Origin of the sequence: Gardnerella sp. DNF00571G, assembly GCF_049262695.1 — a bacterium.
Classification (GTDB): Bacteria; Actinomycetota; Actinomycetes; order Actinomycetales; family Bifidobacteriaceae; genus Bifidobacterium; species Bifidobacterium piotii.
Genome location: NZ_CP058396.1, coordinates 906976 through 932062 on the forward strand (window position 1 = coordinate 906976; position 25087 = coordinate 932062).

A 25087-nucleotide genomic window follows, 5' to 3' on the forward strand; every position below is an offset into this window, starting at 1 on the left:
AAATAAAAGTCTTAAAGTCTTAAATAAAAAGTCCTAAAGTCTTAAATAAAATGCGAAAAATATGAGAAAATAAGTGTTATGCAATCAAACTTTGAGCAAAGCGAATCAAACGCAAAAAGTCAAGAAAAAAGCGAGCAAATAAAAATAAATAACTCGTTTTACAACGTTTTAATTATTGGAGCTGGAGCTGCAGGACTTTCAGCCGCATTAGGCTTAGTAAAGTCTAAAGAGTACCAAACGCTAAAAACGCACGGAAAACAGCCTAAAATATTAGTGATTTGCAAACTTCAAGCGTTAAGATCTCATACAGGCTCTGCCGAAGGCGGAATTGCAGCATCATTAGGAAACGTAGAAAAAGATTGCTGGCAATGGCACTATTACGACACTGTTCACGGAGGCGACTGGCTAAGCGATCAAGACGCAGCAAAAATGCTGGCAAAAGAAGCTAGAGACACAGTTATTGAACTTGAGCACTTTGGAGTTGCTTTTTCTAGAACAAAAGACGGTCACATTAATCAAAGATTCTTTGGAGGCCATACTGCAAACTTTGGAAAACAGCCAGTTAGGCGAGCTGCGTACGCTGCAGATAGAATCGGCCACCAAATTCTATACAGCTTGTGGCAAAAATGCTTAGAAGAAAACATTGAAATTAGCGAAGAAATTTACGTTACAGACATTGCAATAAATAGCGAAACAAACAGCGTAGAAGGAGTTATAGCGCTAAACGAAAAAACGGGAAGCGTAGAAAAAATAAGCGCAAACAATGTTCTTATTGCAACTGGAGGCGCTGGAAGACTATTTGCAACAACTTCCAACTCTTGGGATTTAACTGGAGACGGAATGGCTTTAGCGCTAAATGCTGGATTGCAATTAGAAGACATAGAGTTTATACAATTCCACCCAACTGGATTAGCGCACACTGGAATATTGCTTTCGGAAGCTGCGCGAGGAGAAGGCGGAGTGCTTAGGAATTGCAAAAACGAAGCATTTATGAAGAACTACGACAATACGCACGCGGATTTAGCTCCAAGAGACGTTGTAAGCAGGGCGATTATAGCAGAAGTTGATGCAGCGCGAGGAGTGGAAGACACAACTAGCAACGTTGATAAAAAAGATTGCGTTTGGCTAGACATGACTCATATAGAAAAAGAGCATATGTTGGAGACTATTCCGCAAGTTGTTGAGACGATTGAAAAATATGCGCACTTAGATCCTTCAAAAGATCTTGTGCCTATTAAGCCTACTGCACACTACACAATGGGTGGAATACCAATCACTCTTAACAGCCAAGTCTATAAATTAGATAGAGGGAAAAAACAAAGCATAAAGGGATTATACGCTGCTGGAGAATGCGCTTGCTCGGGAGTACATGGCGCTAATCGCCTTGGCGGAAACTCGCTTCTTGACGCTTGCTTATTTGGAAAAATCGCAGGAAAATCTATTGCAAAAGACTTGCAAAATCAAGAAGAGACTCAAAATCAAAATAATTTGCAAAACAAAATCCAAAAAATAGACGAATTAGCTAAAAGGCGAATCCAAAAAATACGCGCTCTTATGCAAAGCGAGAATGATTCAAAAGATGAGCAAAATCCATACATGCTTTTAGATGCTCTAGAAGAGATTATGGAAACAGCTATTGCAGTAAGATGCAGCGAAAAGAGCATTAAAGAAGCTTTGCAAAAAATCGATACGCTTATTATTCCAAAAGCCAATATGCTTATTTTGCATTCTAAAAATCTTGTTTTTAATCAAGAACTAACAGCTATTTTGGAATTGAAAAACTTGATTACATTTGCAAAAGCAGTTTTGCAAGCATCGTTAGCAAGGCATGAATCTAGAGGATCTTTTACAAGATTGGATTATCCACAACATAAAAATGGCCAAAATCCGCAACATTCTATAGTGGATTTAAGCGGAAAAGTGCAAAATATTCCAGTTACAGTAGTGGATTTTGACCCAAATCATCCAATTAACGCGCAAAATGCTAGCGAAATTAAAGAAATTATTACAAAAATCAATTAATTTGCAACACGCCGAAGCAAAGAGTTGAAAAAAATGTTATAGTTCTATCTGTTGTCTAAAACACCCGTCCGGGTGGCGGAATGGTAGACGCGCTAGCTTGAGGTGCTAGTGCCTATTTGTACAGGCGTGCGGGTTCAAGTCCCGCTCCGGACACAAAATAAAGTCTTGTTGAGAAATCAGCAAGACTTTTTTGTTTCGTATTAGCAAACACTAATCGCGTAGCTAATCGCACTAACTAATCTCGTAGCTAATCTCGTAGCTAATCACGCTAGTTAATCACGTAATTCCAAGGGTCAAAAGCTCTACCAATCCAAGAAACGTCTAATGACTCACCAAAATTCTTATATATAGAATCGTGAATATCTTTAACAGCATACTTAAACCACAAAGATTCAATAGCGCTATGAGGAGTGTTTATAAGCATAGGCTTAATAATATTAGAGTGCGTTAGTTGCGATTCATAAATAGCTTGCTCATACGCGTCCGTTGCAGGATGATGTCTTAAATCACTTGTTACATACACGTCTGCTCCACAAGCGCGAACTTCATCGAATAAGGAATCACCCGAACCTGGAAGAACAGCTATTTTACTAACCATTGCATCAATATCTCCGCACACTTGAACGCCTAGCTTAGTAGCAGGTAAAGCGTTAAAAACGCGCGTAGCAAACTCTTTAAGCGTTATTTTTTGCTCAAGCACTCCAACTCTGCCAAGCCCAAGAGAAGTATCATTATTGCTTGCAGGAACAAGAGGATGCAAATCCTTAAGACCAAAAGCAATAGACGCAGCATCTGCTACTCCCCTAAAAGACGCGTCCGCATTAGTGTGACCAACCCATAATCCACAACGATTTTCAATAAGCGTTTGAACTATTTTCCCGCGAACAGAAAAACCAGAAACTTCGTGAACCGACTTAAAAAACAAAGGATGGTGCGAAACAATCAAATCCGCTCCCATTTTGCACGATTCTTCAACAGCTTCTAAAGTTGGATCCGATAAGCAAATAATTTTATTAACTTTATGCGAAGGATTCCCAACGATTAATCCTGGATTATCCCAAGACTCAGCAAAACTTAAAGGATATAAGTCTTCTAAAACATTAACAATCTCACCTAAAGTTGCCATTATTCCTATCCTTTACAATAAGCCTACAGTGGTCTTTACAATAATTCTCGCAAACACATCAATGCGCAGCAAGCTGCCAATCAGCACCAACTCCAGTAGAAACACTAAGCGGAACAGAAAGCTCAACAGTATGTTCCATAGCATTTTTAACAATGTTTTCTACAACATCCGACTCACCATGAGCAATCTCAAGAACAAGTTCATCGTGGATTTGCAAAATCACGCGACTCTTAACATTAGCTTTTCGCAAATCATCATCTACTCTAATCATTGCAAGCTTCATAATGTCTGCGGCGCTTCCTTGAATAGGAGCGTTTAGAGCAGCTCGTTCTGCAGCTTCTCTAGATGCCCTGTTCGTAGAATTTAACTTTGGGAAATATCTTCTTCTACCAAACATTGTTTGAGTGTATCCAAGCTTTCTAGCTTTATCTACTAAAGACTCCAAATAGTCGTGTACTGCACCAAAAGTATTGAAATACTTTTCTTTAAGCATCTCGGCAGCCGCAGGACTAATGCCTAGTTGCTTTGCAAGACCGTACGTACTGAGTCCGTACGCTAACCCGTAGCTCATTGCTTTAACATGACTACGCTGATCTGCGCTAACTTGCTCTACTGGAATCCTATAAACTAAGCTCGCTACAAACTTATGAAAATCAACTCCAGACTGGAAAGCATCAATAAGCGTTTTATCTGCAGAAGCATGAGCCATAATTCTAAGTTCCACTTGCGAATAATCACAACTCATAAGCTGCTCATAGCCACTTCCTGGAACAAATGCCGCTCTAATCTCTCTTCCTGCAGCATTTCTATTAGGAATGTTTTGCAAGTTTGGATCCGAAGAACTTAATCGACCAGTAGCAGCAATCGTTTGCTCAAAAGTTGTGTGAATCCTACCATCTTTATATCTTGCAGCATCAATAAGGCTTTGAACGATTTGCTTTAATTTATTAGTTTCACGATACTTAAGCAAAGCGCCTAAAAATTGACTTGGCTTCTCATCTGGATCAATTTTTGAATACAACTCTTGTAAAGCTTCGGCATTAGTAGTATACGAGCCACTTTTTGTTCTACGAGTAGGCTTTAGACCCATGTCTTCAAAAAGTAATTTCTGAATTTGCTTAGGACTTTGCAAATTTATTGGCTTAGCTGCAACGTCTAGCGCCATTTTTTGAGCAAAATTAGCTTCACTTGCAAAATTATCTCTCATAGACGTAAGTCGTAGCATATCTACAGCAGCGCCCGTATCTTCCATCTTCCTTAAAACTCTAGAAACAGGCATTTCAACGTCTACCATTAAGCCAGTTTGCTTGCGCTCATCTAACTCTTTCGCATATTGTTTAGAAAGCAAACGTATAACCAGAGCTGTTTCTAGCATGCTTTTTTCTAATTCTTTGTTATCTTGACTTTGCGAATCTTGATCTTTAGAATCTTGATCTTTAGAATCTTGGCTGCTATCAATATCAAAATCAAGTTTGCCTTGCGTTGGCTCAGCGTTTAATCGCGAAGAGTCTATATGAATATTCAAAACATGCTCAGCCATATCGCAAAGATTTTCGTTCTTAAAATCTGGCTCAATTAAGTAAGATGCTAAGCGAGTATCGACTAGCGGGCTAAAAGAGTAATTATCTTCTACAATTTTTAGAGACGTTAAAAGAGCAATATGCTTTTTATAATCGTGCAAAACTACTGAAGACTCATGCTTTTTTATAAAATCTCTTAGTTTATAAGCTATTGCGCTATTGGATTTAAGAACATTCGCATACACAATTGCAGCATCGTTACCAGCTAGGATTATTAATGCTTTTGCAAAAATACCAAACTGGCTAGTGTTGTTTTTTTCTTCTACAGCAAACACTACTAATTCTTTATTCTCTTTTATTGTTTTTGAGCATTCTAAGTCGTTTCTTATAAGATTTGCGCTATTTATATACGAGTCGGAAAAGTCGCAAGAATCCGCAACACAAGATTTTGCAATACTAATCCAATTATCTACATCAGACTCGGAATTAATATTATGCACGTTTATTTTATCTAACAGAGTTTTAACGTCTTCTATATCATCTGAATCATTTGATTCCGTAGAACCGCCATTTTCTGCATGCGCACTTCCAGCAGAAATCATTGTTTTAATATTCTCATCTAAAAGCTCTTTGGTTCCGCGAGTAAATTCTTTTAGAATCTTTCTTCTAGTACGCGTACCAAATTCAAGATTTTCAAACAACTCTCCTACGGACGCAGCGTTTACATTGCCAAAATCAAGATCGCTAACGCTAACTCCAAGGTCTAAATCTTTAACAAGAGTATTAACTTTTTTGTTTAATCGAATCTGATCAATGCTTTCTCGTAAAGACTCGCCTTTTTTACCTGTGATTTTACTTGCGTTTTCAATAATGCCTTCTAGGCTGCCAAATTGATTAATCCACTTAGCAGCATAACCATCTCCAACTCCTGGAACTCCTGGAATATTATCAGACGTTTCTCCACGCAATGCTGCTAAATCTGAATACTGACTAGGCGTAACATTGTATTTTTCAACAATCGCATTAGGATCCATTTGCTTTAGATCCTTAAAATGCCTGCCTGGGTACAGCACGTTAATAGTGTTATTAATTAGTTGAAAAGCATCGCGATCTCCAGAGAGCACAAGAGTCTTATACCCAGCATTAGCGCCCATAGTTGCCAAAGTAGCAATAATATCGTCGCCTTCGTAGCCCTGCTTTGTAATGTACTTAACACCTAACGCACTAAGCATTTTTTGAATAACGGGTAGCTGAGCTATAAGTTCTTCTGGAGCAGCTTCACGAGTACCCTTATATTGCGGCAAAAGCTTGTTTCTAAAAGTTCCACCTTTAACGTCGAAAGCAACCGCAAGCTTATCTGGTTTCTCTTTTTCTATGACTTGCGAAAGCATAGTAGCAAAACCCCATATTGCATTAGTTGCAAAACCAGATTTTGTGGAAAAATTATCTGCCGATATTGCGTAAAAAGCACGAAACGCAAGTGAGTGGCCATCTACCACCAACAACGTTCCCTTATAATCCTCATTATTCAAAGAATCCTCGTTTGCAACGATGCTGGTATTCACTTAACACCCACCTGCGTTTTTGTAAAATAAACTTTTGAAATTATTTATGCATAGCTCGCGCAAGAAACCGCGATTACCAAAATTATTTTGACTTTACTACGCTTCGTCAGATGGCTTTTCTTCGCCATACTTAGCAATAATAGCCAACGCAAGACGCTTCTTTGGAATACGCTGATCCATAGAAGTTTTTTGAATCCAACGGAAAGCACCCTGCTCCGAGAAGCCAGCTTTATCCATAAGCAAGCCTTTTGCTCTATCTACAAGCTTACGCTCTTCGAGAGTATCTTCTGCTTTCTTAAGCTTTTCTTCTGCTTTGCGAAGCTGATCTTGAGCATCTTGAAGCTTGTTTTCTGTGCGCTCAACACTATCAAGCAAATCGTTAATCTCGCTAAATCGACCCATTGCAACTTCTAGAGCTGGCAAAAGCTTTGACTCTTCGTAAGGCTTTGTAACATACGCCATTGCTCCAGCGCCAGTAGCGCGCTTAACAAGATCTGTTTGCGAAAAAGCTGTTAGCATAACAACAGGCGCAATATTTTCATCGCAAATAGTAGCAGCTGCTTGAATTCCATCCACGCCAGGCATTTTAACATCCATGCAAACAACGTCTGGACGATTTTCACGAGTAAGATCAATAGCCTCTTGCCCATTAGCAGCTTGACCAACAACCTTATATCCGTTATCTTCCAGCATTGCTACAAGATCCATACGGTTTACTGCTTCATCTTCTGCAACAACAACAGTTTTAACGCCGTTTTCTTTTTGCTCGCTATTTTTATTATTGCTTTCTACGCCATTCGACGATTCATACGCATTACGCAATTCATCATCCGTAAGCACAACAGACGCCTTCCCCATCTCTTCATCGCTGTTTTCAGCCGACATTCTAACCTCATTTCCTTACAAAAACACAAGGCAACAGCGCTATGCATTAACTAACACATACATTCGCACACTTAATACTCATACTCGCCATCTTTGCGTTTATTTTTTAGGCTAGCATCATGCAAGTTTTATGCACAAACACTAAAAGCACACTGTGCGCGTTGCCAATGATTTTACTCGCATGCGTGTATAAAAATACGCTCTAAACCGCTTTTTAATGCGGTAAAGCACATGCAAATAACGACAATACAAAAGTCAAAGCACCGAGCATTGCCAACTGTACGCACAACGGAAAAGCACTAGCATAATTCCCATTAATAACTGCGTATATTAGCGAGCACGCTTTTTTAATAAACATGCAAGTAACCAATAGTAACAGAATGCAAGAAACAATAAACACACCTTTATTAAATAAGATATTGCTTAATGCGAAAACAGTTTTATGTGGATTATTAATACTTAAAAATACGCCTATAAATCGAGAATCAAACAAATATAACAACACATAAGATGATTGTAAAATCGCCACTAAAACAGCAACACAAGTAAATACAACACTACCCTTGCGTTTGCCAAGCAAAGCCATTGCAGTAATCTTTTTATGTTGCGTATCGCTTTCTATATCTCTTAAATTATTAATCATCATAAGGCAAGCAGAAAATCCGCCTGGAATAAAAGATAATAATACGCAAAAAACAATTTGCTCAATGCTTGATGCAGTTATTGAGTCTTTAGAAAAACCACTTGCATAAAAAAGAGCACACAATGTTCCTAAAAACGCTACTGGCCCAAAGAACAAAAACGCACTAAATTCTCCCCAACCCCTATATCCGTATGGGTGTGATCCTCCTGCATAAAACCAAGCTGCTATAACGCAAATTAATCCAAGAGGAATAAACATCCAAATTCCGCTTCTAATCGTAATAACTAGTCCAAAAACGCACGATATTAGAGCAGATATGCAAGCAGCATACAACACTGATTTTGGCTTAATACCAGCGTCTGCAAGCCTCCAAGACACATCGCACAACGCTTTGTTTTCTGCGCTTACATCTCGCTTAAACCTTTGATTATCTAATCCGCGCAAACCATCACAATAATCGTTTGCATAGTTTACTGAAATTTGCATAAAAACAGCAACACACAAACACAAAAACGCTTGCAAAGCAAAATTTTCAACATTGTAAGTCTTTACAAGTATTTGACCGCTAAATAAATACCTTGCAAAAATCGAAATTGCCATAACAACTGGCACGATTCCGATTGGAAGAGTATAAAGTCTTGCACCTTTAAGCCAAAACTTAATATTAGTCATTAAAATCGCCTAAATTCTAGATTTGTTAAATGATTCTAGATTAGTTTAGACTATTTTAGATTATTTGTGGAGCAAACATAGACACAAGAATTGGCAAAGCAATCATTAATGCAGAAATAATAAGAAGAACAAATCCACGCCAGCCAAAAGGATATTTTCTAAAAGAAGACTTACGTGTGCGCAAATAGAATCCGCGCTCTTCTGCAGCTAGCGCACAACTATCTGCTTTACGAACAGACAAAACTAAAAGAGGCACAATCAAAGGCATCATAAGCTTAATCTTTTTAAAAGGATTCTTAGTATCGAACTCCACTCCTCTTGCCATTTGAGCTTCTGTAATTTGAGACATCTCGTACGCAAAAATAGGAACAAATCGCACAGCTGTAGTGATTGTAAAAGCATAGCAATATGGAATGTGTAAGTATTGAACAACAGCGTTAGCTAAATCGTTTAGTTTTGTAATGCTAAGCACGCTTACAAGAGGCAATGCAAAGCAAAAAAGTCTTAAAGATGCTCGCAATGCAACAGAAATTCCCTTTGTGCTAAACCATAAGAACATGTAGTTTCCACCTTGAGCAATAACTGTTTGCAAAAAGAACATTACAACGCCAAGAATAAGCATTGCGCGCACAAGAGGAAACAGCGCTTTAAGAATCCCAGCCATAGCCATGCCAGCAAGAATAAGAACTGCAATAAATACAAGAATGCTAAATTGTTGAGCTATAAAAGCCGATACAACAACGCTTATAGCTAATATGAGTTTTGCAATAGGATTTGCTTTGTGAAGCAAAGTTGAGCCTTCGTTATACGTTAAGATTTTAGTTTGCATAATTACACCTTGCTTTACAAATTGCAACTCTTTTTAAGAGCATTAACCAACATATCCCTTTTATACAAGCCTTTACAATCGTCAAAACCATTTTCGACTAAGCCTTGAGATACAGCACACAAAAGTGGAGCGCATAATGCAGCTTCTTTGCAAATCGCATTGTTTTCAAAAACGCGACTTATGCTTCCGTCTTCTAGAATTTTTCCATCGTTTACTACGATTAAGCGCGTTGCAAAGTCAAGAACCACTTCCATATCGTGGCAAACCATTATCACACAGCAACCGTGGTCTCTAAGGTCTTCTACAACTTGCATAATACGCAAGCATTCCATGTAGTCTAAGCCACACGTTGGCTCGTCTAAAACAAGAATCTTAGGTTTAGTTACAACAGTTGCAGCCAATGCCACCATTTGACGCTGTCCTCTAGAAAGCATAAACGGGCTTGCTTTAGGGTCTAGATTTAGCTTTTCAATCACTTGCATTGCATGATCATTAGCATCTTTAACAGATTCACCTAAAAGAATGCAACTAAACGCTACTTCTTCTAAAACAGTATCTTTGCAAAGCTGACGATCTGGATTTTGGAAAAGCGTAGAAACATAATGCGCAATCTGACTAATCTTCATATTGCTAGTGTCTTTGCCATCAATAAAAATATTGCCGCCGCTCGCCTTAAGCAAACCATTGATGAGCTTAGTAACGGTTGTTTTTCCAGCGCCATTTCTTCCAACAAGAGTTACAAGTTCTCCAGCATAAGCTTCAAAAGACACATTTTTTAGCGCACTAACGCCACTTGGGTACGAAAAACTAACGTTTTTAAGCGAAAGACATGGAGAAGTATTTTTTGATTGATTTTGCGCGGAAGATTGTGCAGAATATTGCGCGGATACTTGCGATTCGTGGGAAAAATCGCAAGCAACCGCCGATGTGTTTGAATCGCATTCGCTATTATCAAATTCACCATGAGAATCACCATGAGAATTACTATTAGAAGTCAAAGATTTTCCAGTATTAATCGTATTAACAATAGTGTTTACTGTATCTTCTACAGACACAGGCAAATCGCTTTTAGAGCAAACATTCTTGCTCTGTAAATCATTAACCAAATGCGTAGTGCGCGGATAATTTATTCCAATAGAATAAAGCAAATCCATGTTTTTCAACGCTTGGCTAACAGGCAAATCAAGCGACAAAGTGCCATTAGAAAGCACAACTAAGCGCTTGCAATACTCGCTTAAAAGCGCCACTTTTTGCTCAATTACAACAACCGTTATTCCAAAATTCTTATTCAAATCTTTAAGAATCGAAAAAATCATTTTAGAAGAAACAGGGTCTAAAGCGCACGTAGGCTCATCTAACACCATAACTTTAGGCTTTAGCGCAAGAATAGCAGCAATCGCAACTTTCTGCTTTTGACCTCCAGAAAGAGTGTCTAAATCGCGGTTACGCAAGTCACTAATGCCAACAATTTGCAAAGCTTCATCTATTCGACTTGGTATTTCGCTATGCGCAACACCAAAGTTTTCTAGGCCAAAAAGAATCTCATCTTCTACGTTTGCAGCAACCATTTGCGCATCAATGTCTTGAATAACAGATCCAATTAAGCAAGCAATGTTAGTTAAAGCAAGATTTTTAGTGTCTTGACCAGCAATCTTAACACTTCCTAAGAGTTCGCCAGAATAATGATGCGGAATCGCGCCAGAAAAAAGCGAAGCAAGAGTTGTTTTTCCAGACCCAGAAGGGCCAATAATACCAACGAATTCGCCAGACTCTATGCTAAGACTCACATCTTTTAGTGCAAAAGTGGAATCTTGTGCCTTTGAAGAGTCTAAAGAATCATCTTTATTCCGATTCACATACTTAAAAGACACATCTTTTAACTCAAGCAAAGGCACAATAATTCCTAACTCTTAAAACCAATAAATTGATTACTAATTATTGATTATTATCTAACGATTATATAATTTACCAAACATTCCTAACACATATTGCGTAGTACATATTGCAAACACAAACTGTGCTACTTGTGCAAAACGAGTCGAATTGGAGTGTAAAGAACTTCAACAACAACAGCATTAAACACAGCAGTTCCAAAAATTATTGGAAGCATAACAAGAATCGTCTTAGGAGAATGAAGAACAAAGAAAGATGCAGTAGATGCAAATATTAAACCAGAAACAACTGTAGTTATAAAAGTTGCTATAAGTGGGAAAATACTGAACTTTCTAGCAGCATCCTTAGGGAAAACGTGAACATAAGCCATAATCATCAAAGTCATAACAATTGCTGCTGGAATATCGCAAACATAATTAAGACCAGGAATAGATGCGTTAAATTGCATTAAAGTTGCAGCCAAAGCACCAATAATCGCACCCTGAATAACATTTGGACGAACCAGCAAAATCGCAAGACAGAACGATGCAATTAAGAAGTTTGGTTTAATGTTTCCAATTGAAAGTGCTTTCGCAACTGTAAAGTCAAGAATACATCCTGCTGCAAAAAGAACAGCAACCAACACTAAAGACGTAACATCTAAAGCGTGCTTTTTAACACTTACAGCATTGATCATGCTACCTGCATGTTCGTTAATTCCCTGATTCATAATCTTCTCCTTTATGTTGCGATAATCAAGTTTTAATTATCGACTTTTTATATTTATTTACGTTTACTTACATTCATTTACGTTTGTTTATATTTGTTTACGTTGATTCAAGTTAATTTATTTCTCTTTTTAATGACGATTTATTTGTGCTTACTTGTGCAAAACGAGTCGAATTGGAGTGTAAAGAACTTCCACAACAACAGCATTAAACACAGCAGTTCCCAAAATAATTGGAAGCATAACAAGAATCGTGTTTGGAGAGTGAAGAATAAATAAGGATGCGATTGTTGCAAAAATCATTCCAGAAATAACAGTTGCAACAAACGTAGATATAAACGGGAACACGCTGAACTTTCTAGCAGCATCCTTAGGGAAAGCTTTTAGATATCCCATAAGCGCTAACGTCATAATAATTGCTGCTGGAATATCGCAAGCGTATTCAAGACCAGGAATCGAAGTGTTAAATTGAATCAAAGTAGCAGCCAAAGCGCCAATAATCGCACCTTGAATAACATTTGGTCGAACAAGCAAAATAGACAAGCAGAACGATGCAATAACAAACTCTGGCTGAATGTTTCCAATCGAAAGCGACTTTGCAACTGTAAAGTCAAGAATGCATCCTGCTGCAAAAAGAACAGCAACCAAGACTAAAGACGTAATATCTAAAGCGTGCTTTTTAACATTTACGCCTTTTAGCAAAGTAGCTGCTTGATTAATTTCGGACTGTGCAGATGTTTGCTCTGTGTTAGTAGCTTCTACGTTAGTGGACTCCTGATTCATGATTTTCTCCTTTACGTAAATTTTTACGTTGTTTGTTTTTAAACAATTTTGGTTTAGATTGTTGTTAGTTTGTAGATTGTTATTGGTTTTAGATTGTTTAGATTGTTTAGATTATTTTCAATTTGGATTAAAACCAAATAGATTTTGCGTTTTAGGATATAAAAAAGACCCCTAGGTTTACCCTAGAGGTCTTTTATAAGCCTAAACAAGCAGCTTCTAAAACTTTAGAGTAAACTACGCCAAAGAGAAGTCTGCCACCACCACATACGAGCAGCATCAAAAGTATCGCGAGCTTGAGCATTCATGTTACGCATGATAGCCGCCTCCTTAAATACTTTAGCTGCAAAGCTAAATGCCTATGTGGTCAATCACAAACCTAACACCGTAAAATTTACGATATGCGTTTGTGTTGTGTTCGATGCTAACACTATAAAAGTACAAATGCAAACAAAAAGATAAAATTAGCAAAAAATCACACAAAACACGTAAAAATATCCACACTTAAATCGGCGCAATTCCAGGCAAAACGCCGTAAGCGCATAAAACGCATGTCTAATCTTATATAAAACAATCTCAATCCCTAGCAACGTGTATACTTTCACAAGTTGCGGGCTTGTAGCTCAGTGGATAGAGCGTCTGCCTCCGGAGCAGAAGGTCGTGGGTTCGAATCCCATTAAGCCCACAAAATATCCCAAAATGGCTTTATTCCAACGTTTTCAGTATGTGTCTTGCATTAACGACACACAAAAATTAATTTCCGCCAAGAAGCGCAAACGTACCGTAGTAAACAGCTGCGATTAATGCAATTGCAGGAATAATTAAGCACACAACCATAAACACATAATCGCGCTTATTTACGTAACTTATGCGCGCATGAGATCTTGGATTTTCTCCACCAAAACCGCGCGCTTGCATTGCTGTTGCCAAAGTACTAGACCTACGAATCGAAAGAACAAGAAGCGCAAAAGCTTGAGGCATAAATGCGCGAATCTTACTATCGTCTCCAAGACCGCGAGATCTTCTAGAAGCAGTAAGAGCTGCCCAATCGTCTTGTAAAACGCTAAAAAGCCTCATTCCTGCTAATCCGCCATAAACAAACTTATCTGGCAAATGCATAACTTGACTAAAAGCATCTGCTAAATCTGTAGCATCAATACCAATAACAGTAACAATTGCAGGAACACCAATCGCTAAAATACGAATAAACGTTGCAATCGCAAGAGTTGTTGAGTGCTCGCTTACGTGAATAATTCCCCAATCAAACAATGTTTGACCGCCAGATTTACCATACAACCACACTGCTAGAGCAGATCCAGGCGCACCAACCCAAACAGGCCAAGAAAGCTTAACAACGCGCCAAGGATTCATTCCAATAATCCATAAAATTATAAACTCTAAAACAAGTGCAATAGTCGAAGAAAGCCAATCAAGAGTAAACAGCAAAGGAATGGAAAGCATAAAAGCTCCAAGCATGCGGTAAACAGGATTTAGAGAAGCCAAAAATGGCGAGCAACTTGCAACTCTTTCTTTCTCATCACGCTTATTTACAGCGCTAACTTTTATTCGAGAAATATTCGTTGAATTAGTTGTAGAAGACAAGCTTTGCGATGATTCTAAAGCTTCTTTTGCTTGCGATTCTTGTAAATCTGATAAATCTTCAGAATCACTATTCTTAGCATTGTTAACTGGCAAAAGTTCAACCAAACGCGCGCCAAGAGCGTCTACTAGCTCTTTATCGTGAGTAACAACAATAACGCTAACGCCGTCTGCCCTAAGACTTGCAATCAGCTTTATAATTTGCATCCACGTTTTTCGATCTTGGCCAAAAGTTGGCTCGTCTAAAATCAAAACCCTTGGAGCTGCAGCCAAAGATGCAGCAACTGTAAGCCTGCGCTTTTCTCCTCCAGAAAGCGTGTACGGATTGGCGTTGGCATATCTGCCTAATCGGAATCGCTCTAGCAATTCTTGAGCTTTTGTTCGAGCATCCTCCTCGCTCATGCCTGTTCTAATAGGGCCTAACATAACCTCTTCTAAAACAGTTCCGCAAGCAAATTGGTGTTCTGGATTTTGAAAAACGTACGATATTCTTTTAGCGAGTTCAGTTGACTTCCACTTTATAGGATCACTTGAGTCTAAATCTTTACAAAGATCCTCGCTTGCTACAACTTCGCCTTCTATTGACGGAATTAGTCCTGCCAAAGTTAAAGACAAAGTTGATTTTCCAGCACCATTTGCGCCAACCAAAGCCGTTATTTGGCCAGAATTAAATTCAAGATTAATGTTTTTAGCTATTGGAGTATCCGTATGACTAATCGCAAGGTTTTTTGTAGATAAAACTACTTTCCCATCTCCTACAGAAGGATCGCAATCAGGCTCTCCTTCAACATGAATCCTACCTATATTGCGATTTTTTGAATCCTTATACTTATCTGGGAGCCATATTCCAAGATTTTCAAAGTCAAGATCCTTGCGATTAAACACCTCGTCTGGAGTTCCGTCGGCTACGATTACTGTTTTAGCACTTTCGTCTCTTGCAATATCGTCATCGTGAACAAAGTTTTTGCTATCTTCGCTATCTTCGCCATTCTTGCTATTACCGCTATTACCGCTATTTTCAAGACCCAAAACAATTACTCGGTCAATTAGATCAATCCACGGTTGAGCATGATGTTCCACAAGAACCATTGTTGCGTGAGTATCGTCGAGCACTTTTCCAACTGCTGAAACAATTTGCTCAACGCCATCTGGATCAAGATTTGCTGTAGGCTCGTCTAAAAGAAGAACACTAGGCTTCATTGCCAGCGCGCCAGCAAGAGCCAGTCGCTGCATTTGACCACCACTTAGATGCGCTGTAGAACGATGAAGTTGCAATCCATCTAATCCAACTTCTTTAAGACTTTCGTCAACAATATTCCAAATCTCTTTACGCGGAACATTCATGTTTTCTGGACCAAACGCAACGTTATCTCCTAAACGTTGAAAAATCGCTTGAGATTCTGGGTCTTGTAAAACTAAACCAACGCGTCCGCGAGCCTTATGAACTGGTACATCATCTACAAATACTGCGCCTTCACTCACTCCGCCATCTTCGTCTTCAACTAAAACATTATGCGAAGAAGAGTTACTATTTTTATCGCTTGAATCACTTTTAAGAATAATATCGCTGCCGATTAATCCAGCAGCACCTTCAAGAATAGTGGACTTGCCTATGCCCGATGCTCCTAATAGCAATACTCTCTGCCCTGCTTCAATAGTCAGGTTCAAACCACGAACAGCAAACGCTTTGCGAGAGGCATGACGATAACCCCAATTCTCAAAACGCAACTGAGCAGCACTAAAAGCCGATGGAAGGAAAGTTTCAGCTTTGTGCTGGTTAGTATTGTTCAAAACCTGCGTTTTAGATTCATCGGGCATAGCAAATCCTTTATGGCAATGATTTTTATTTAATTATTTATTAAATTATTTTTAGGATTATTAGACTTTACTATAGATTTTTAGAATCTTAACAAATCTTAGAATCTTAGCAAATCCTACAATCCCAAAACGCCTACTTGCTTAGAAAAATCTAAACAGCATACAGCATTTAATTGCTATATGCATAGAAGACGCTTGTTGACATGATTGTGCCTTTTTACTTTTAGGCACGGGAAAAACAGATCTCCGTGCGCCAGTATTACCTGGATTCACGTTCAAGCGGTTTCTCTCAGCTTTACGAATTAACGCAAAGCACCCGTGTCGAGTGAAAATTTTACGGCATTGTGTAGACTCGCGCACAAAATACATATATCTAGGTACTTTATGCGCGAGTTAAAACTTACAATATTACTTCACTGCTTTATTACTTCGCTAAACGGCTAAGAAGCAAAGCTTCCGTTACAATATTTGACTTCAAGCCAGAAAGAGAAATCGACTCATTTGGGCTGTGAGCATTAGACTTTGGATCTTCTGGACCCGTAACCAAAACTTGAGCCTTAGGGAAGATTCTTTGCAATTCTGGAATAAATGGAATCGAACCACCTTCGCCCTTGTTAATAGGATCCACGCCAAAAGCGTCTTTCATAGAAGCGAGCGCATCTTTAGTTGCAATTGCATTTGGATCCATAGCCCAACCCATGCCATTATCTAGAGGCTCTACAGTAACCTCTGCCCCAAATGGGGCGTTTGCAACCAAAAAGTCACTCAATGCTTTTTGCGCTTCCTCAGGACGCTGGCAAGGCGCAGTTCTAAGCGAAAGTCGCAAGCGTGTCTCGTGAGCAATAACGTTAAAGCTTTCCTCTACTGGATGAGCGTCCATTCCAATAACAGTCAAACTTGGCTTAGTCCACATTCGTGAAGCCAAAGATCCAGTTCCTGCAAGCTTGTATGAATCCACTACCGAAGAATCGGCTCTAACTTGCGATTCGTCTAAATCGCGTTGCAAGCCACCAACAGGCTCTTGCGATTCAATTCCAGGAACATTCAAATCGCCGTCTTTGTTGTAAAGAGAAGCAACAAGCATTGAAGCAAGCGTGTATGCATCTAAAATAGGTCCACCAAACTGACCCGAGTGAACTTGATGATTAAGAACCTTAACCTTAACGTCTACAGTAGTGTTTCCACGCAAGCTAGTTGTAAGGCTTGGAATTTCTGCAGACCAATTTCCAGAGTCTGCAACAATAATTACATCGGATTCAAACTCATCTTTGTGAGACTCAATAAAAGGAATAAAGCTTGGAGAGCCCATCTCCTCTTCGCCTTCAATAAACACTTTAATGTTTACGCCTAAATCTTCACTTAAAGCGCGCAAAGCACCGTAGTGAATGGCAATTCCGCCGCCATCGTCCGCGCTGCCGCGACCATACAAGCGCCCATCTATCTCGGTTCCTTTAAAAGGATTCGTGTTCCACTCGCTTGCATCTGGAACAGGCTGAACATCGTGATGAGCGTAGAGCAAAACAGTTGGAGCATTTGGATTTACAATTCTAGATCCAACAACCTCGAATGCGCCTGGAGTGCCATCTGGATTTTGAGACTGCTCAACGCGAGCATTAACGCCCACTTCGCGCAATACTCCAGCAACGTATTCAGCCGAAGCGCGCATATGATCCCCAGTAATGCCTTTAGCAGAAACAGCTCCAAGCTCTATCTTTTTACTAAGAACGGATATAACATCATTCCACGCAGCGCTAACACGATTCTTAACATCTTCCACATTAAGATTAGCCATACAAATCTCCTTAAAACAAATAGCCAAAACAAATAGTCAAGCGGTTAACTACTATCTAACCACTATCACACTATTAACAACATTAACAGCCAGCAAAATCTATGGAACGCGTCTAGTCTGTTGGGTAATCTGCAAACATGACATGGAATCCATTTGTAAAAAAAGATGCTGATAATAATGCGCAAAATGGCAATAAATCAGCAGCCAATGAAAATAGCGAAAATAAAGTAGAAAATAAGGCAAAAACTCGCACAAAAAACGCTCCAACTCCAAAGCAAAGCGAAGCTGCAGCGCAAAATCTTAGGCCGCTAGTTCCAACCGATAGAAAAGCTAGCGCAAAGGCTGCGCGAGCACGATTGCGCGAAAGAGAAAACGCACAATACGAAGCTATGAAAAATGGCGATTTAGCGCATATGCCAAAGTCGGAGCAGCTTCCTTGGAGAGTTTATATTCGCGATTACGTAGACGCACGCTTTAATATTGGCGAGTTTTTCGTTCCATTTGCAATCGTAATTATGATTTGCATCTTCTTTACACAAAACTTCTTGTCTACTAAGTATATTGCTCTTTATTTTGCGCTTGCGATTATTCTTTACGCGTATCTTTTTGCTGCAATTATTGACGTTTTAATAATGTGGCGAAAACTTAGAAAAGAACTTGTTAAAAGGTACGGCCAAGCTGCTGTTGCTAAAAGCTCTAGGTCTGCAATGTATGCTTGCAGTCGCGCAATACAAATGCGCAGATGGAGGCTACCAAAGCCGAGCACGCCAAAACGCGGTAATTGGCCAAAGTAAAACGCTAGTATACCAACAAAGATATGATTTATAGAAATGTGTGTTTGTAGCATGCTACTTAAGGCTACTTAAGTAATAGTGGCACAAATGTGGTAGTAAACCCGTTGTAGAAAACCTTGCAATAAGCACAAAACAAAATTAACGCGAATATCGTATAGGGGATAAACGCAAAATGGCAAACGAAAAGTCAAAGAACACTAAGAAATCGGGCATGATTTCACAAATTGTGCGCATTTACAAGTACACGTATACAGAAGATAAGCAGCTTCCGCTTTGGCTTGGCTTGGCTTTTGTAGCCCCTGTAGTGTTATGCGTTATAGCTGGCGCTATTTTACGCTGGTCCATTTTTACGTGGATTATGATGATTGTAACAGCGCTTATGCTTGGTCTTTTGCTTTTTACTGTTGTTCTAACAAAGCGCGCAGATAAAGTTGGATACGCAAAACTAGAAGGTAAGCCTGGAGCTGCAGCTGGAATTTTAAGCGCAATCAATAAAGGTGGTTTTACTTTCCCACAACAGCCAGTATGGGTTGATCCTCGCACCAAAGATGCGATTTGGCGTGGAACTGGTTTTAACGGAATCTTTCTTGTTGGAGAAGGCAATTACGAACGCCTAACTCATGCTATGGAACGCCAAGAGCATGCTATTAAAAGTGTTACAGCTGGATCCAATATTCCTGTTTACCGCATTTGCGTTGGAAATGGCCAAAATCAAGTTAAGCTTAAGGATTTAAGGAGTAAAGTTCTAAAGTCTAAAACTTTGATTCCTACAAATCACAAGTTTGCTCCTCTTGCTGCAATTCATCCAAATCGCAGATTCTTCCTAACTAAAACAGAGCTTGCGATTCTAAACGACCGTTTACGCACTTTGCAAGGAAAGCTAGGGTTTGGAATTCCAAAGGGAATTGACCCAACTCATGCTCCACGCGTGAGCCGCAGAGCTTTAAGAGGAAAATAAATTCTTAAGTTTTGCGTATAAAATAAACCAGACGTTCCAAGCGGTTCGTCTGGTTTTAATATATTTATACGCGATTTTACTGGCGATTTATATGCAAATACTATTCTCGCGTTATACGCGACTGAACCCAATCAACAATGTAGGGAGCGCACTCCTCCACTTGATCCATTGCAATCTCAAACTCTTTAGGACCACCATACCAAGGGTCTGCCAAATCTAAAACAGCTTCGCGACCAGCTTGTGGCTTTTCTAAAGACGGATCAAACGACCTATACATGTGAACAAGACTACGCTTTTGCGGCGGAATAATCCTAAGCAAAGATTGCATATGCGAAGCAGTCATTGGAAGAAAAAGATTCGTCTCTTCTATTTCGTCTCGCTCAATCCTATGCGCAAAATGGCTTAACGGCAAAGAATATCCCCTACTTTTAAGCTCTTTTTGCGCACGCCTATCAATCGGATTTCCATATTCTTCGTCGCTTACGCCACACGATTTTACAGCAACAACATCGCTTAATCCTCTAAGCTTAAACTCGTTACGCAAAACAATTTCTGCCATTGGAGATCTGCAAATATTCCCCGTGCAAACTGTCATAACAACATACGGATGCTTAGCATCTACGTGAATTTTGCTTAAAGATTCCATACATATCCTTAATCTAGCTTATTTTTTAGATTTAACTGGCTCATAAACCATAAACTTATATTTTGTATTGAATTGTTTTTCGCCAACTTTTATAGGCGATTCCTGCCAATCGCCATCGCGCGCAACTTTCCACAATCCATCATCCACAAGTTTTTGAATGTTTGGAGCAAACGTATCTGCTTCTACTCTAGCGTCAATTTGAGTTACATAAGATGCGTCAACAATTTGTGACTTAATCACTTCTCTAAAAATTGCTCCGCCACCAATAATCCAAATTGCTCTGCCATCTTTTGGCAAATCCAAAGAATCTACAAGCTCAATAGGATTATCTTCAATCCACTTTTTTGCGTAGCATATTGCGTCTTCAATATTTGTAAAACTTTTTGCTCCATTTGGATTAAAGTCTGGATTCCTAGAAACAACAATATTTTCGCGACCAGGAAGAGGCCTAAATTTTTCTGGCATAGAATCCCAAGTTCCTCTGCCCATTATTACTGGGCAAGAGATTGTCATTGCCTTAAAATAGCGCAAATCTGGGGAAAGTCGCCAAGGCATACCGCCATTAACGCCCATAGCGCCTGTACGGCCTTCAAAATCGTATGCTTGCCCCCAAATTAAACGAACGGGAATATTGTTAGTCATAAAACTCCTAAGTAAGCCTACTAATCAATCACTAAATAAAGTAAAATCACACAGCTACAGGAGCTTTAATCGTAGAATGATGCTTATAATCAACAACCTTAAAATCGCTATAGTCGTAGCTAAAAATAGAATCAGCTTTGCGAATCTCAAGCTGCGGATACGGGTACGGCTCGCGCGAAAGCTGCTCAAGCACTTGCTCTACGTGATTATCGTAAATATGGCAATCGCCGCCCGTCCACACGAACTCTCCCGGTTCTAATCCTGCTTGTTGAGCCATCATCATTGTTAAAAGCGAGTAAGAAGCAATGTTGAATGGCACACCAAGGAACATATCGCAAGAACGCTGGTAAAGCTGGCAAGAAAGCTTGCCATCGGCAACATAGAACTGGAAAAGCGAATGACACGGAGGCAAAGCCATATTCTCTACTTCTGCAGGATTCCATGCGCTAACAATCATTCGACGAGAATCTGGATGATTCTTAATAAGATCCATAACGTTTGCAATCTGGTCGATTGTGCGATTTGGATTTTGCTCGGTTGGAGCTGGCCAACTACGCCACTGAACGCCGTAAACAGGCCCTAAATCGCCATTTTCGTCTGCCCACTCATCCCAAATATGCACACCGTTTTCTTGCAACCAACGCACATTGCTAGAGCCTTTAAGGAACCAAAGAAGCTCGTACGCAAGCCCCTTAAAGAACACGGTTTTTGTTGTTATAAGCGGGAAACTCTTGCTTAAGTCAAAGCGAATTTGCTGACCAAAAAGAGATATTGTTCCAGTACCAGTGCGATCTGATTTTAATGTGCCTTCCATAAAGATTTTTCTAACCAAATCCTCGTAAGGAGTAGGAATATTAGACACTGGTTTTTGCGGCACGCGCGCACGCAAATTTGCAAGTTCTTGTTGAGTTAAAGCCATACGTTTATTCTATCATTAGCTAAATTCAACACTACCAATGCATGTGCAAATATACTTATACTGTGCATCTCTATATAATTGTTTTAGCTAAGCACAACAAACGCAAAGGAGCAAAAATGGCTAGAAGAATATGGGTTGAGCGTTTAGAAGACGGCTCTTGGATTGCAAAAAGCGAAGACGGAGCAACACTAAAATTTGGCAAAAGCGAAGGGCAATTTTCTCCCGTAGAACTAATGCAAATAGCTCTAGCTGGTTGCACAGCTTTAAGCAGCCAATACGCTGTTGAGCATGCGATTGGAGAAGGAAAAGGCGCGCGTGTAGTTGTAAATGGCACTTACGACCCAGAAGAAGGAACTTACTTAAGATTCCAAGAAGACTTAACAGTAGACGCTACAAGCGCAAAGCCTGCACTAACTAACGAAGATGCACAAGCACTAAAAGAGCGTATGGAAAAGCATATTAGCAAGGGTTGCACAGTTAAGCACACTCTTGAGCGCGGAGCACTTGTACAAGTTAGCGTAAATATTCGGCATTAATGGGAAGATTTGCACCAGCGCTCTTAGCACGCGGAAAAATGGCCACTAGCCGATGATTCAAAAACGCCACTAAAGTGGCAAAAAATAACAATTTGTGGCACAATGCTAAACACAATGCTACACTTTTAACGTTGTTAGAGCTATTTATGTAAGCTATTTATGTAATCGGAGGAAACTTTGAAAATCGCGATTTTTACAGAAACGTATCCACCATACATAAACGGCGTAGCAACACAATCCTACATGCTTAAAAAAATGTACGAGGAACTTGGTCATGAGGTTCTTGTTGTTACAGTTGGCTCCGAAAAACAACGTAAAACCAAGCTTGTAGACGGCGTTGTGTACGTTCCAGGCATTCTTTTAAAAAAGCTTTACAAGTATAGGGTTGCAATTCCAATTGGAAACATGCGCAAAAAGTTCCCGATTAACTTTAAGCCAGATGTTATTCACATTCAAAACGAATTTGGCATTGGAGAAATAGGCCTAGAAGTGGCCAAAAAAGAGCATGTTCCTGTTGTTTACACGCTACACACCGAATACGATAAATTCCTGTTTTACATTGGTCTAAAGCATTTTACTGAGTTTTCTAGGAATATATCGGCAAAATATTTTACGCGATTTTCTAAAAACGCAACAATTATTACGAGCATGTCTGCTAAGGCTCAAGCTTATATTGACCGCCAAAAAGTTGATAAAAAGGTTGTTGTTCTTAGCAATGCCGTTGAATACAAAAAGTTCTTGCCAACACCAGAACGAATTGCTTTTAGAGAAGAATTCCGTAAAAAATACGGCATTGCAGATTCTACAAAGCTGTTTGTTTTTGTTGGAAGAATTGGCGCCGAAAAGAACATTAGCGAGTTGATTGACAACTTTATGTATTGCGATTTTCCGCGCGATTTAGCTCGACTTGTTGTTATTGGCGGAGGCCCTGATTTAGAGGACTTGCGCAATAAGGTAGCAAGCAAAGGATTTGAAGATAGAATCTACCTTCTAGGCCCTATTGAACACACGCAAATTCCTAAATATTTGCACGCAATGGATTACTACACTACCGCTTCCTTATCGGAGATGCACTCGCTTTCTATGCTGGAGGCAATGGCCTCTGGCTTGTTTGCGCTTGTTAAGCACGACGCTCCTAATGAAAATCAAATTATTAGTGGCAAAAATGGTTACCAATGGGATTCTAAAGAAGACTTTAAGCAAGTGTTTAGCCGCGTTCTTAATATGAGCAAAGAAGAGCAAGAGCAGCTAAAAGCAAATGTTCTTGAATATTCAAAAAACAATGACTTTAAAAAGCAAGCTCAAGAGTTAATTAAGATTTATGAGCGTGCAATTAGCATTAACAATCAAGAGCTTGCTAAAAAGCGCGCTGCTCGAGAAGAAAGACGCGCGCGGTTCTTGCTTAAGAAAAACTAAAAGCATATTAACAATACAAGTTTGAAAAAATCGCGTATAAAACACAATTAGTGCCTTATACGCGATTTATGTTTTAGCGCTTAGCGTTACTACTTAGCGTTACTACTTTAGTGAAGCGGATCGATTGTTTGCTCAATTTGCTTAGCTTCTTCAACACCAGCCTTTGGAACATCAACTTTATGAACACCATTAATAGAGTCAATAGGCGATGCATTGCTACTCGCCATAGACTGCTGAGCTACTTGCGCAGCGCTTAGTTCCACATACTTGCGCGGAACCACATACACTGGTCTAGACGAATGCTGAAGCAAACCTTGACTAATAGAACCAAGAAGCAGACCAGTAAATCCACCCCTGCCCCTAGATCCAACAACAACCAAATCGTTGTTTAAGCTAGCTTGAGTCAAAGCGTTTACAGCAGAACCAGGAACTACAGAACGATGAATCTTTAGGTTTGGCAAGCGTTGCAAAATCGGCTTTACGCGCTCGTCAAGATCTTCCATATAAGACCCCATAACTGCAGTATCTCCCTCAGCTCCTTGAACGCTAGGAACAGCAGAAATCACATCTAATTGAGCATTCCAACTATCTGCCAAATCTGCAGCAATCTCAAGCGCTTTTAATCCCCACTTAGATTCGTCGGAGCCAACAGCAATCTTAGAAATCTTATTGTTCAAGTGGATTCTATGACCATCATCATCTGTATATGGAACAACAACAATTGGGCAATAAGCGTATGCTGGAAGCGAAGAACTTGTTGTGCCAAGTAAACGCTCTGCTAATCCGCCTTTACCACGGTTTCCAATAACAATAAGTTGATAGTTTCTAGAAAGCTCCACAAATACAGAAGACGGGTCGCCAGTAACAATCAAAGTTGTTGCATCCACACCCTGCTCTAAAGCTACAGCTTTAGCTTTAGAAAGAATCTCCTGAGCGTCTTGATGAGCAACATTATCGTCTCCGATGGCAGTGTAAGTTGCATCAAAAGACACAGCAGCATAACTTGGCAAAGAGTATGCGCAAACAATTTGAAGTTGCAATCCAGCATGCTTAGCGTAGTTTGACGCCCACCAAACAGCCTTATAGCTTGCATGAGAACCATCAACGCCTACAAGAACAGCTTTTTCTTGTGTAATAACATTCTGTGTCATCTAGATCCTCCTAGCATTGCGCGAATTTTGCAATCTTTACTTAAGTACTACAATAGCCGTTTAATTGTTTTGAGTCTATTGCAACACAGAAGATTTGTAATTTATGACTCACAACTTTCAAATTAGCGCTAAAAACTTGCGACTTACGCCAAAAAAACTTGCGCTAAATAACTTA

General features: G+C 39.6%; 19 protein-coding genes and 2 tRNA genes. 7 read left to right on the top strand and 14 right to left on the bottom strand.

Annotated features, from left to right (window positions below; all coding sequences use genetic code 11):
• Nucleotides 1-78: 78 nt before the first annotated feature.
• Entirely contained in the window at nt 79-2022 is a 1944-nt protein-coding gene (locus tag HXT30_RS03785; protein ID WP_422111330.1) for an FAD-binding protein, read from the top strand.
• A gap of 66 nt (nt 2023-2088) precedes the next feature.
• A tRNA-Leu gene (locus HXT30_RS03790) sits at nt 2089-2175 on the top strand.
• Nucleotides 2176-2290: 115 nt separating this feature from the next.
• Here the strand turns inward: HXT30_RS03790 and HXT30_RS03795 are convergent.
• The 8 genes from HXT30_RS03795 to HXT30_RS03830 form a co-directional block, all read right to left on the bottom strand.
• Complete coding sequence (locus HXT30_RS03795; RefSeq protein ID WP_422111331.1) at nt 2291-3148, bottom strand: Nif3-like dinuclear metal center hexameric protein; 858 nt, start codon at nt 3146-3148, stop codon at nt 2291-2293.
• 58 nt (nt 3149-3206) lie between these two features.
• Nucleotides 3207-6233, bottom strand: coding sequence for a DNA polymerase I (gene polA / locus HXT30_RS03800; RefSeq protein WP_422111332.1), 3027 nt, complete (start codon nt 6231-6233; stop codon nt 3207-3209).
• Between the two features lie 96 nt (nt 6234-6329).
• Nucleotides 6330-7118, bottom strand: a complete 789-nt coding sequence (locus HXT30_RS03805; RefSeq protein ID WP_016799039.1) for an ANTAR domain-containing response regulator — start codon at nt 7116-7118, stop codon at nt 6330-6332.
• 214 nt (nt 7119-7332) lie between these two features.
• Nucleotides 7333-8433, bottom strand: a complete 1101-nt coding sequence (gene menA / locus HXT30_RS03810; RefSeq protein WP_422111333.1) for a 1,4-dihydroxy-2-naphthoate octaprenyltransferase — start codon at nt 8431-8433, stop codon at nt 7333-7335.
• Between the two features lie 55 nt (nt 8434-8488).
• A complete protein-coding gene (locus tag HXT30_RS03815; RefSeq protein ID WP_422111334.1) occupies nt 8489-9262 on the bottom strand; it encodes an energy-coupling factor transporter transmembrane component T family protein in 774 nt (257 codons plus the stop codon).
• Between the two features lie 14 nt (nt 9263-9276).
• Nucleotides 9277-11157 carry an ABC transporter ATP-binding protein gene (locus HXT30_RS03820; RefSeq protein ID WP_422111335.1) on the bottom strand — a complete coding sequence of 627 codons (1881 nt, stop codon included), beginning with the start codon at nt 11155-11157 and terminating at the stop codon, nt 9277-9279.
• A gap of 125 nt (nt 11158-11282) precedes the next feature.
• Entirely contained in the window at nt 11283-11864 is a 582-nt protein-coding gene (locus HXT30_RS03825; protein ID WP_004130262.1) for a tryptophan transporter, read from the bottom strand.
• Between the two features lie 150 nt (nt 11865-12014).
• The gene (locus tag HXT30_RS03830; protein ID WP_101889647.1) at nt 12015-12644 is read right to left on the bottom strand and encodes a tryptophan transporter; all 630 of its coding nucleotides are present in this window, start codon (nt 12642-12644) and stop codon (nt 12015-12017) included.
• A 609-nt stretch (nt 12645-13253) separates the two neighbouring features.
• Here HXT30_RS03830 and HXT30_RS03835 point away from each other — a divergent pair.
• Nucleotides 13254-13326 (top strand) — tRNA-Arg (locus tag HXT30_RS03835).
• A gap of 68 nt (nt 13327-13394) precedes the next feature.
• Here HXT30_RS03835 and HXT30_RS03840 read toward each other — a convergent pair.
• Together HXT30_RS03840 and HXT30_RS03845 are read right to left on the bottom strand one after the other, a co-directional pair.
• Nucleotides 13395-16058 carry an ATP-binding cassette domain-containing protein gene (locus HXT30_RS03840; RefSeq protein ID WP_422111336.1) on the bottom strand — a complete coding sequence of 888 codons (2664 nt, stop codon included), beginning with the start codon at nt 16056-16058 and terminating at the stop codon, nt 13395-13397.
• 424 nt (nt 16059-16482) lie between these two features.
• Nucleotides 16483-17850, bottom strand: a complete 1368-nt coding sequence (locus tag HXT30_RS03845) for a dipeptidase (protein ID WP_422111337.1) — start codon at nt 17848-17850, stop codon at nt 16483-16485.
• Nucleotides 17851-17987: 137 nt separating this feature from the next.
• Here HXT30_RS03845 and HXT30_RS03850 point away from each other — a divergent pair, with 137 nt between their 5' ends.
• Together HXT30_RS03850 and HXT30_RS03855 are read left to right on the top strand one after the other, a co-directional pair.
• On the top strand, nt 17988-18644 hold the full coding sequence (locus HXT30_RS03850) for a DUF3043 domain-containing protein (protein WP_016635977.1): 657 nt from the start codon (nt 17988-17990) through the stop codon (nt 18642-18644).
• Nucleotides 18645-18816: 172 nt separating this feature from the next.
• Entirely contained in the window at nt 18817-19602 is a 786-nt protein-coding gene (locus HXT30_RS03855; protein WP_248899285.1) for a DUF4191 domain-containing protein, read from the top strand.
• A gap of 100 nt (nt 19603-19702) precedes the next feature.
• On the opposite strand, the gene HXT30_RS03860 is transcribed toward HXT30_RS03855, so the two are convergent.
• Genes HXT30_RS03860 through HXT30_RS03870 form a run of 3 tightly spaced genes read right to left on the bottom strand, consistent with a single transcriptional unit; the run spans nt 19703 to nt 21809 of the window.
• The gene (locus HXT30_RS03860; protein ID WP_004130272.1) at nt 19703-20248 is read right to left on the bottom strand and encodes a low molecular weight protein-tyrosine-phosphatase; all 546 of its coding nucleotides are present in this window, start codon (nt 20246-20248) and stop codon (nt 19703-19705) included.
• A gap of 18 nt (nt 20249-20266) precedes the next feature.
• On the bottom strand, nt 20267-20890 hold the full coding sequence (locus HXT30_RS03865; RefSeq protein WP_422111338.1) for a dihydrofolate reductase: 624 nt from the start codon (nt 20888-20890) through the stop codon (nt 20267-20269).
• 46 nt (nt 20891-20936) lie between these two features.
• Nucleotides 20937-21809, bottom strand: coding sequence for a thymidylate synthase (locus HXT30_RS03870; RefSeq protein WP_422111339.1), 873 nt, complete (start codon nt 21807-21809; stop codon nt 20937-20939).
• 116 nt (nt 21810-21925) lie between these two features.
• On the opposite strand from HXT30_RS03870, the gene HXT30_RS03875 reads away from it, so the two are divergent.
• Nucleotides 21926-22345 (top strand): OsmC family protein, encoded by a 420-nt coding sequence (locus HXT30_RS03875; protein ID WP_422111340.1) that lies wholly within the window; start codon nt 21926-21928, stop codon nt 22343-22345.
• Nucleotides 22346-22522: 177 nt separating this feature from the next.
• Nucleotides 22523-23761 carry a glycosyltransferase gene (locus HXT30_RS03880; RefSeq protein WP_415696489.1) on the top strand — a complete coding sequence of 413 codons (1239 nt, stop codon included), beginning with the start codon at nt 22523-22525 and terminating at the stop codon, nt 23759-23761.
• 107 nt (nt 23762-23868) lie between these two features.
• On the opposite strand, the gene HXT30_RS03885 is transcribed toward HXT30_RS03880, so the two are convergent.
• Entirely contained in the window at nt 23869-24912 is a 1044-nt protein-coding gene (locus tag HXT30_RS03885) for a universal stress protein (protein WP_016635970.1), read from the bottom strand.
• Nucleotides 24913-25087: the final 175 nt, after the last annotated feature.

What these genes read in the sequence shown, in the direction of transcription:
- menA (WP_422111333.1), bottom strand. Translation starts at nt 8,433, where the DNA reads ATGACTAATATTAAGTTTTGGCTTAAAGGTGCAAGACTTTATACTCTT.
- HXT30_RS03860 (WP_004130272.1), bottom strand. Translation starts at nt 20,248, where the DNA reads ATGGAATCTTTAAGCAAAATTCACGTAGATGCTAAGCATCCGTATGTT.
- HXT30_RS03830 (WP_101889647.1), bottom strand. Translation starts at nt 12,644, where the DNA reads ATGAATCAGGAGTCCACTAACGTAGAAGCTACTAACACAGAGCAAACA.
- HXT30_RS03875 (WP_422111340.1), top strand. Translation starts at nt 21,926, where the DNA reads ATGGCTAGAAGAATATGGGTTGAGCGTTTAGAAGACGGCTCTTGGATT.
- HXT30_RS03865 (WP_422111338.1), bottom strand. Translation starts at nt 20,890, where the DNA reads ATGACTAACAATATTCCCGTTCGTTTAATTTGGGGGCAAGCATACGAT.
- HXT30_RS03885 (WP_016635970.1), bottom strand. Translation starts at nt 24,912, where the DNA reads ATGACACAGAATGTTATTACACAAGAAAAAGCTGTTCTTGTAGGCGTT.
- HXT30_RS03785 (WP_422111330.1), top strand. Translation starts at nt 79, where the DNA reads ATGCAATCAAACTTTGAGCAAAGCGAATCAAACGCAAAAAGTCAAGAA.
- HXT30_RS03850 (WP_016635977.1), top strand. Translation starts at nt 17,988, where the DNA reads ATGACATGGAATCCATTTGTAAAAAAAGATGCTGATAATAATGCGCAA.
- HXT30_RS03795 (WP_422111331.1), bottom strand. Translation starts at nt 3,148, where the DNA reads ATGGCAACTTTAGGTGAGATTGTTAATGTTTTAGAAGACTTATATCCT.
- HXT30_RS03825 (WP_004130262.1), bottom strand. Translation starts at nt 11,864, where the DNA reads ATGAATCAGGGAATTAACGAACATGCAGGTAGCATGATCAATGCTGTA.
- HXT30_RS03840 (WP_422111336.1), bottom strand. Translation starts at nt 16,058, where the DNA reads ATGCCCGATGAATCTAAAACGCAGGTTTTGAACAATACTAACCAGCAC.
- HXT30_RS03870 (WP_422111339.1), bottom strand. Translation starts at nt 21,809, where the DNA reads ATGGCTTTAACTCAACAAGAACTTGCAAATTTGCGTGCGCGCGTGCCG.
- HXT30_RS03845 (WP_422111337.1), bottom strand. Translation starts at nt 17,850, where the DNA reads ATGGCTAATCTTAATGTGGAAGATGTTAAGAATCGTGTTAGCGCTGCG.
- HXT30_RS03815 (WP_422111334.1), bottom strand. Translation starts at nt 9,262, where the DNA reads ATGCAAACTAAAATCTTAACGTATAACGAAGGCTCAACTTTGCTTCAC.
- HXT30_RS03805 (WP_016799039.1), bottom strand. Translation starts at nt 7,118, where the DNA reads ATGTCGGCTGAAAACAGCGATGAAGAGATGGGGAAGGCGTCTGTTGTG.
- HXT30_RS03855 (WP_248899285.1), top strand. Translation starts at nt 18,817, where the DNA reads ATGGCAAACGAAAAGTCAAAGAACACTAAGAAATCGGGCATGATTTCA.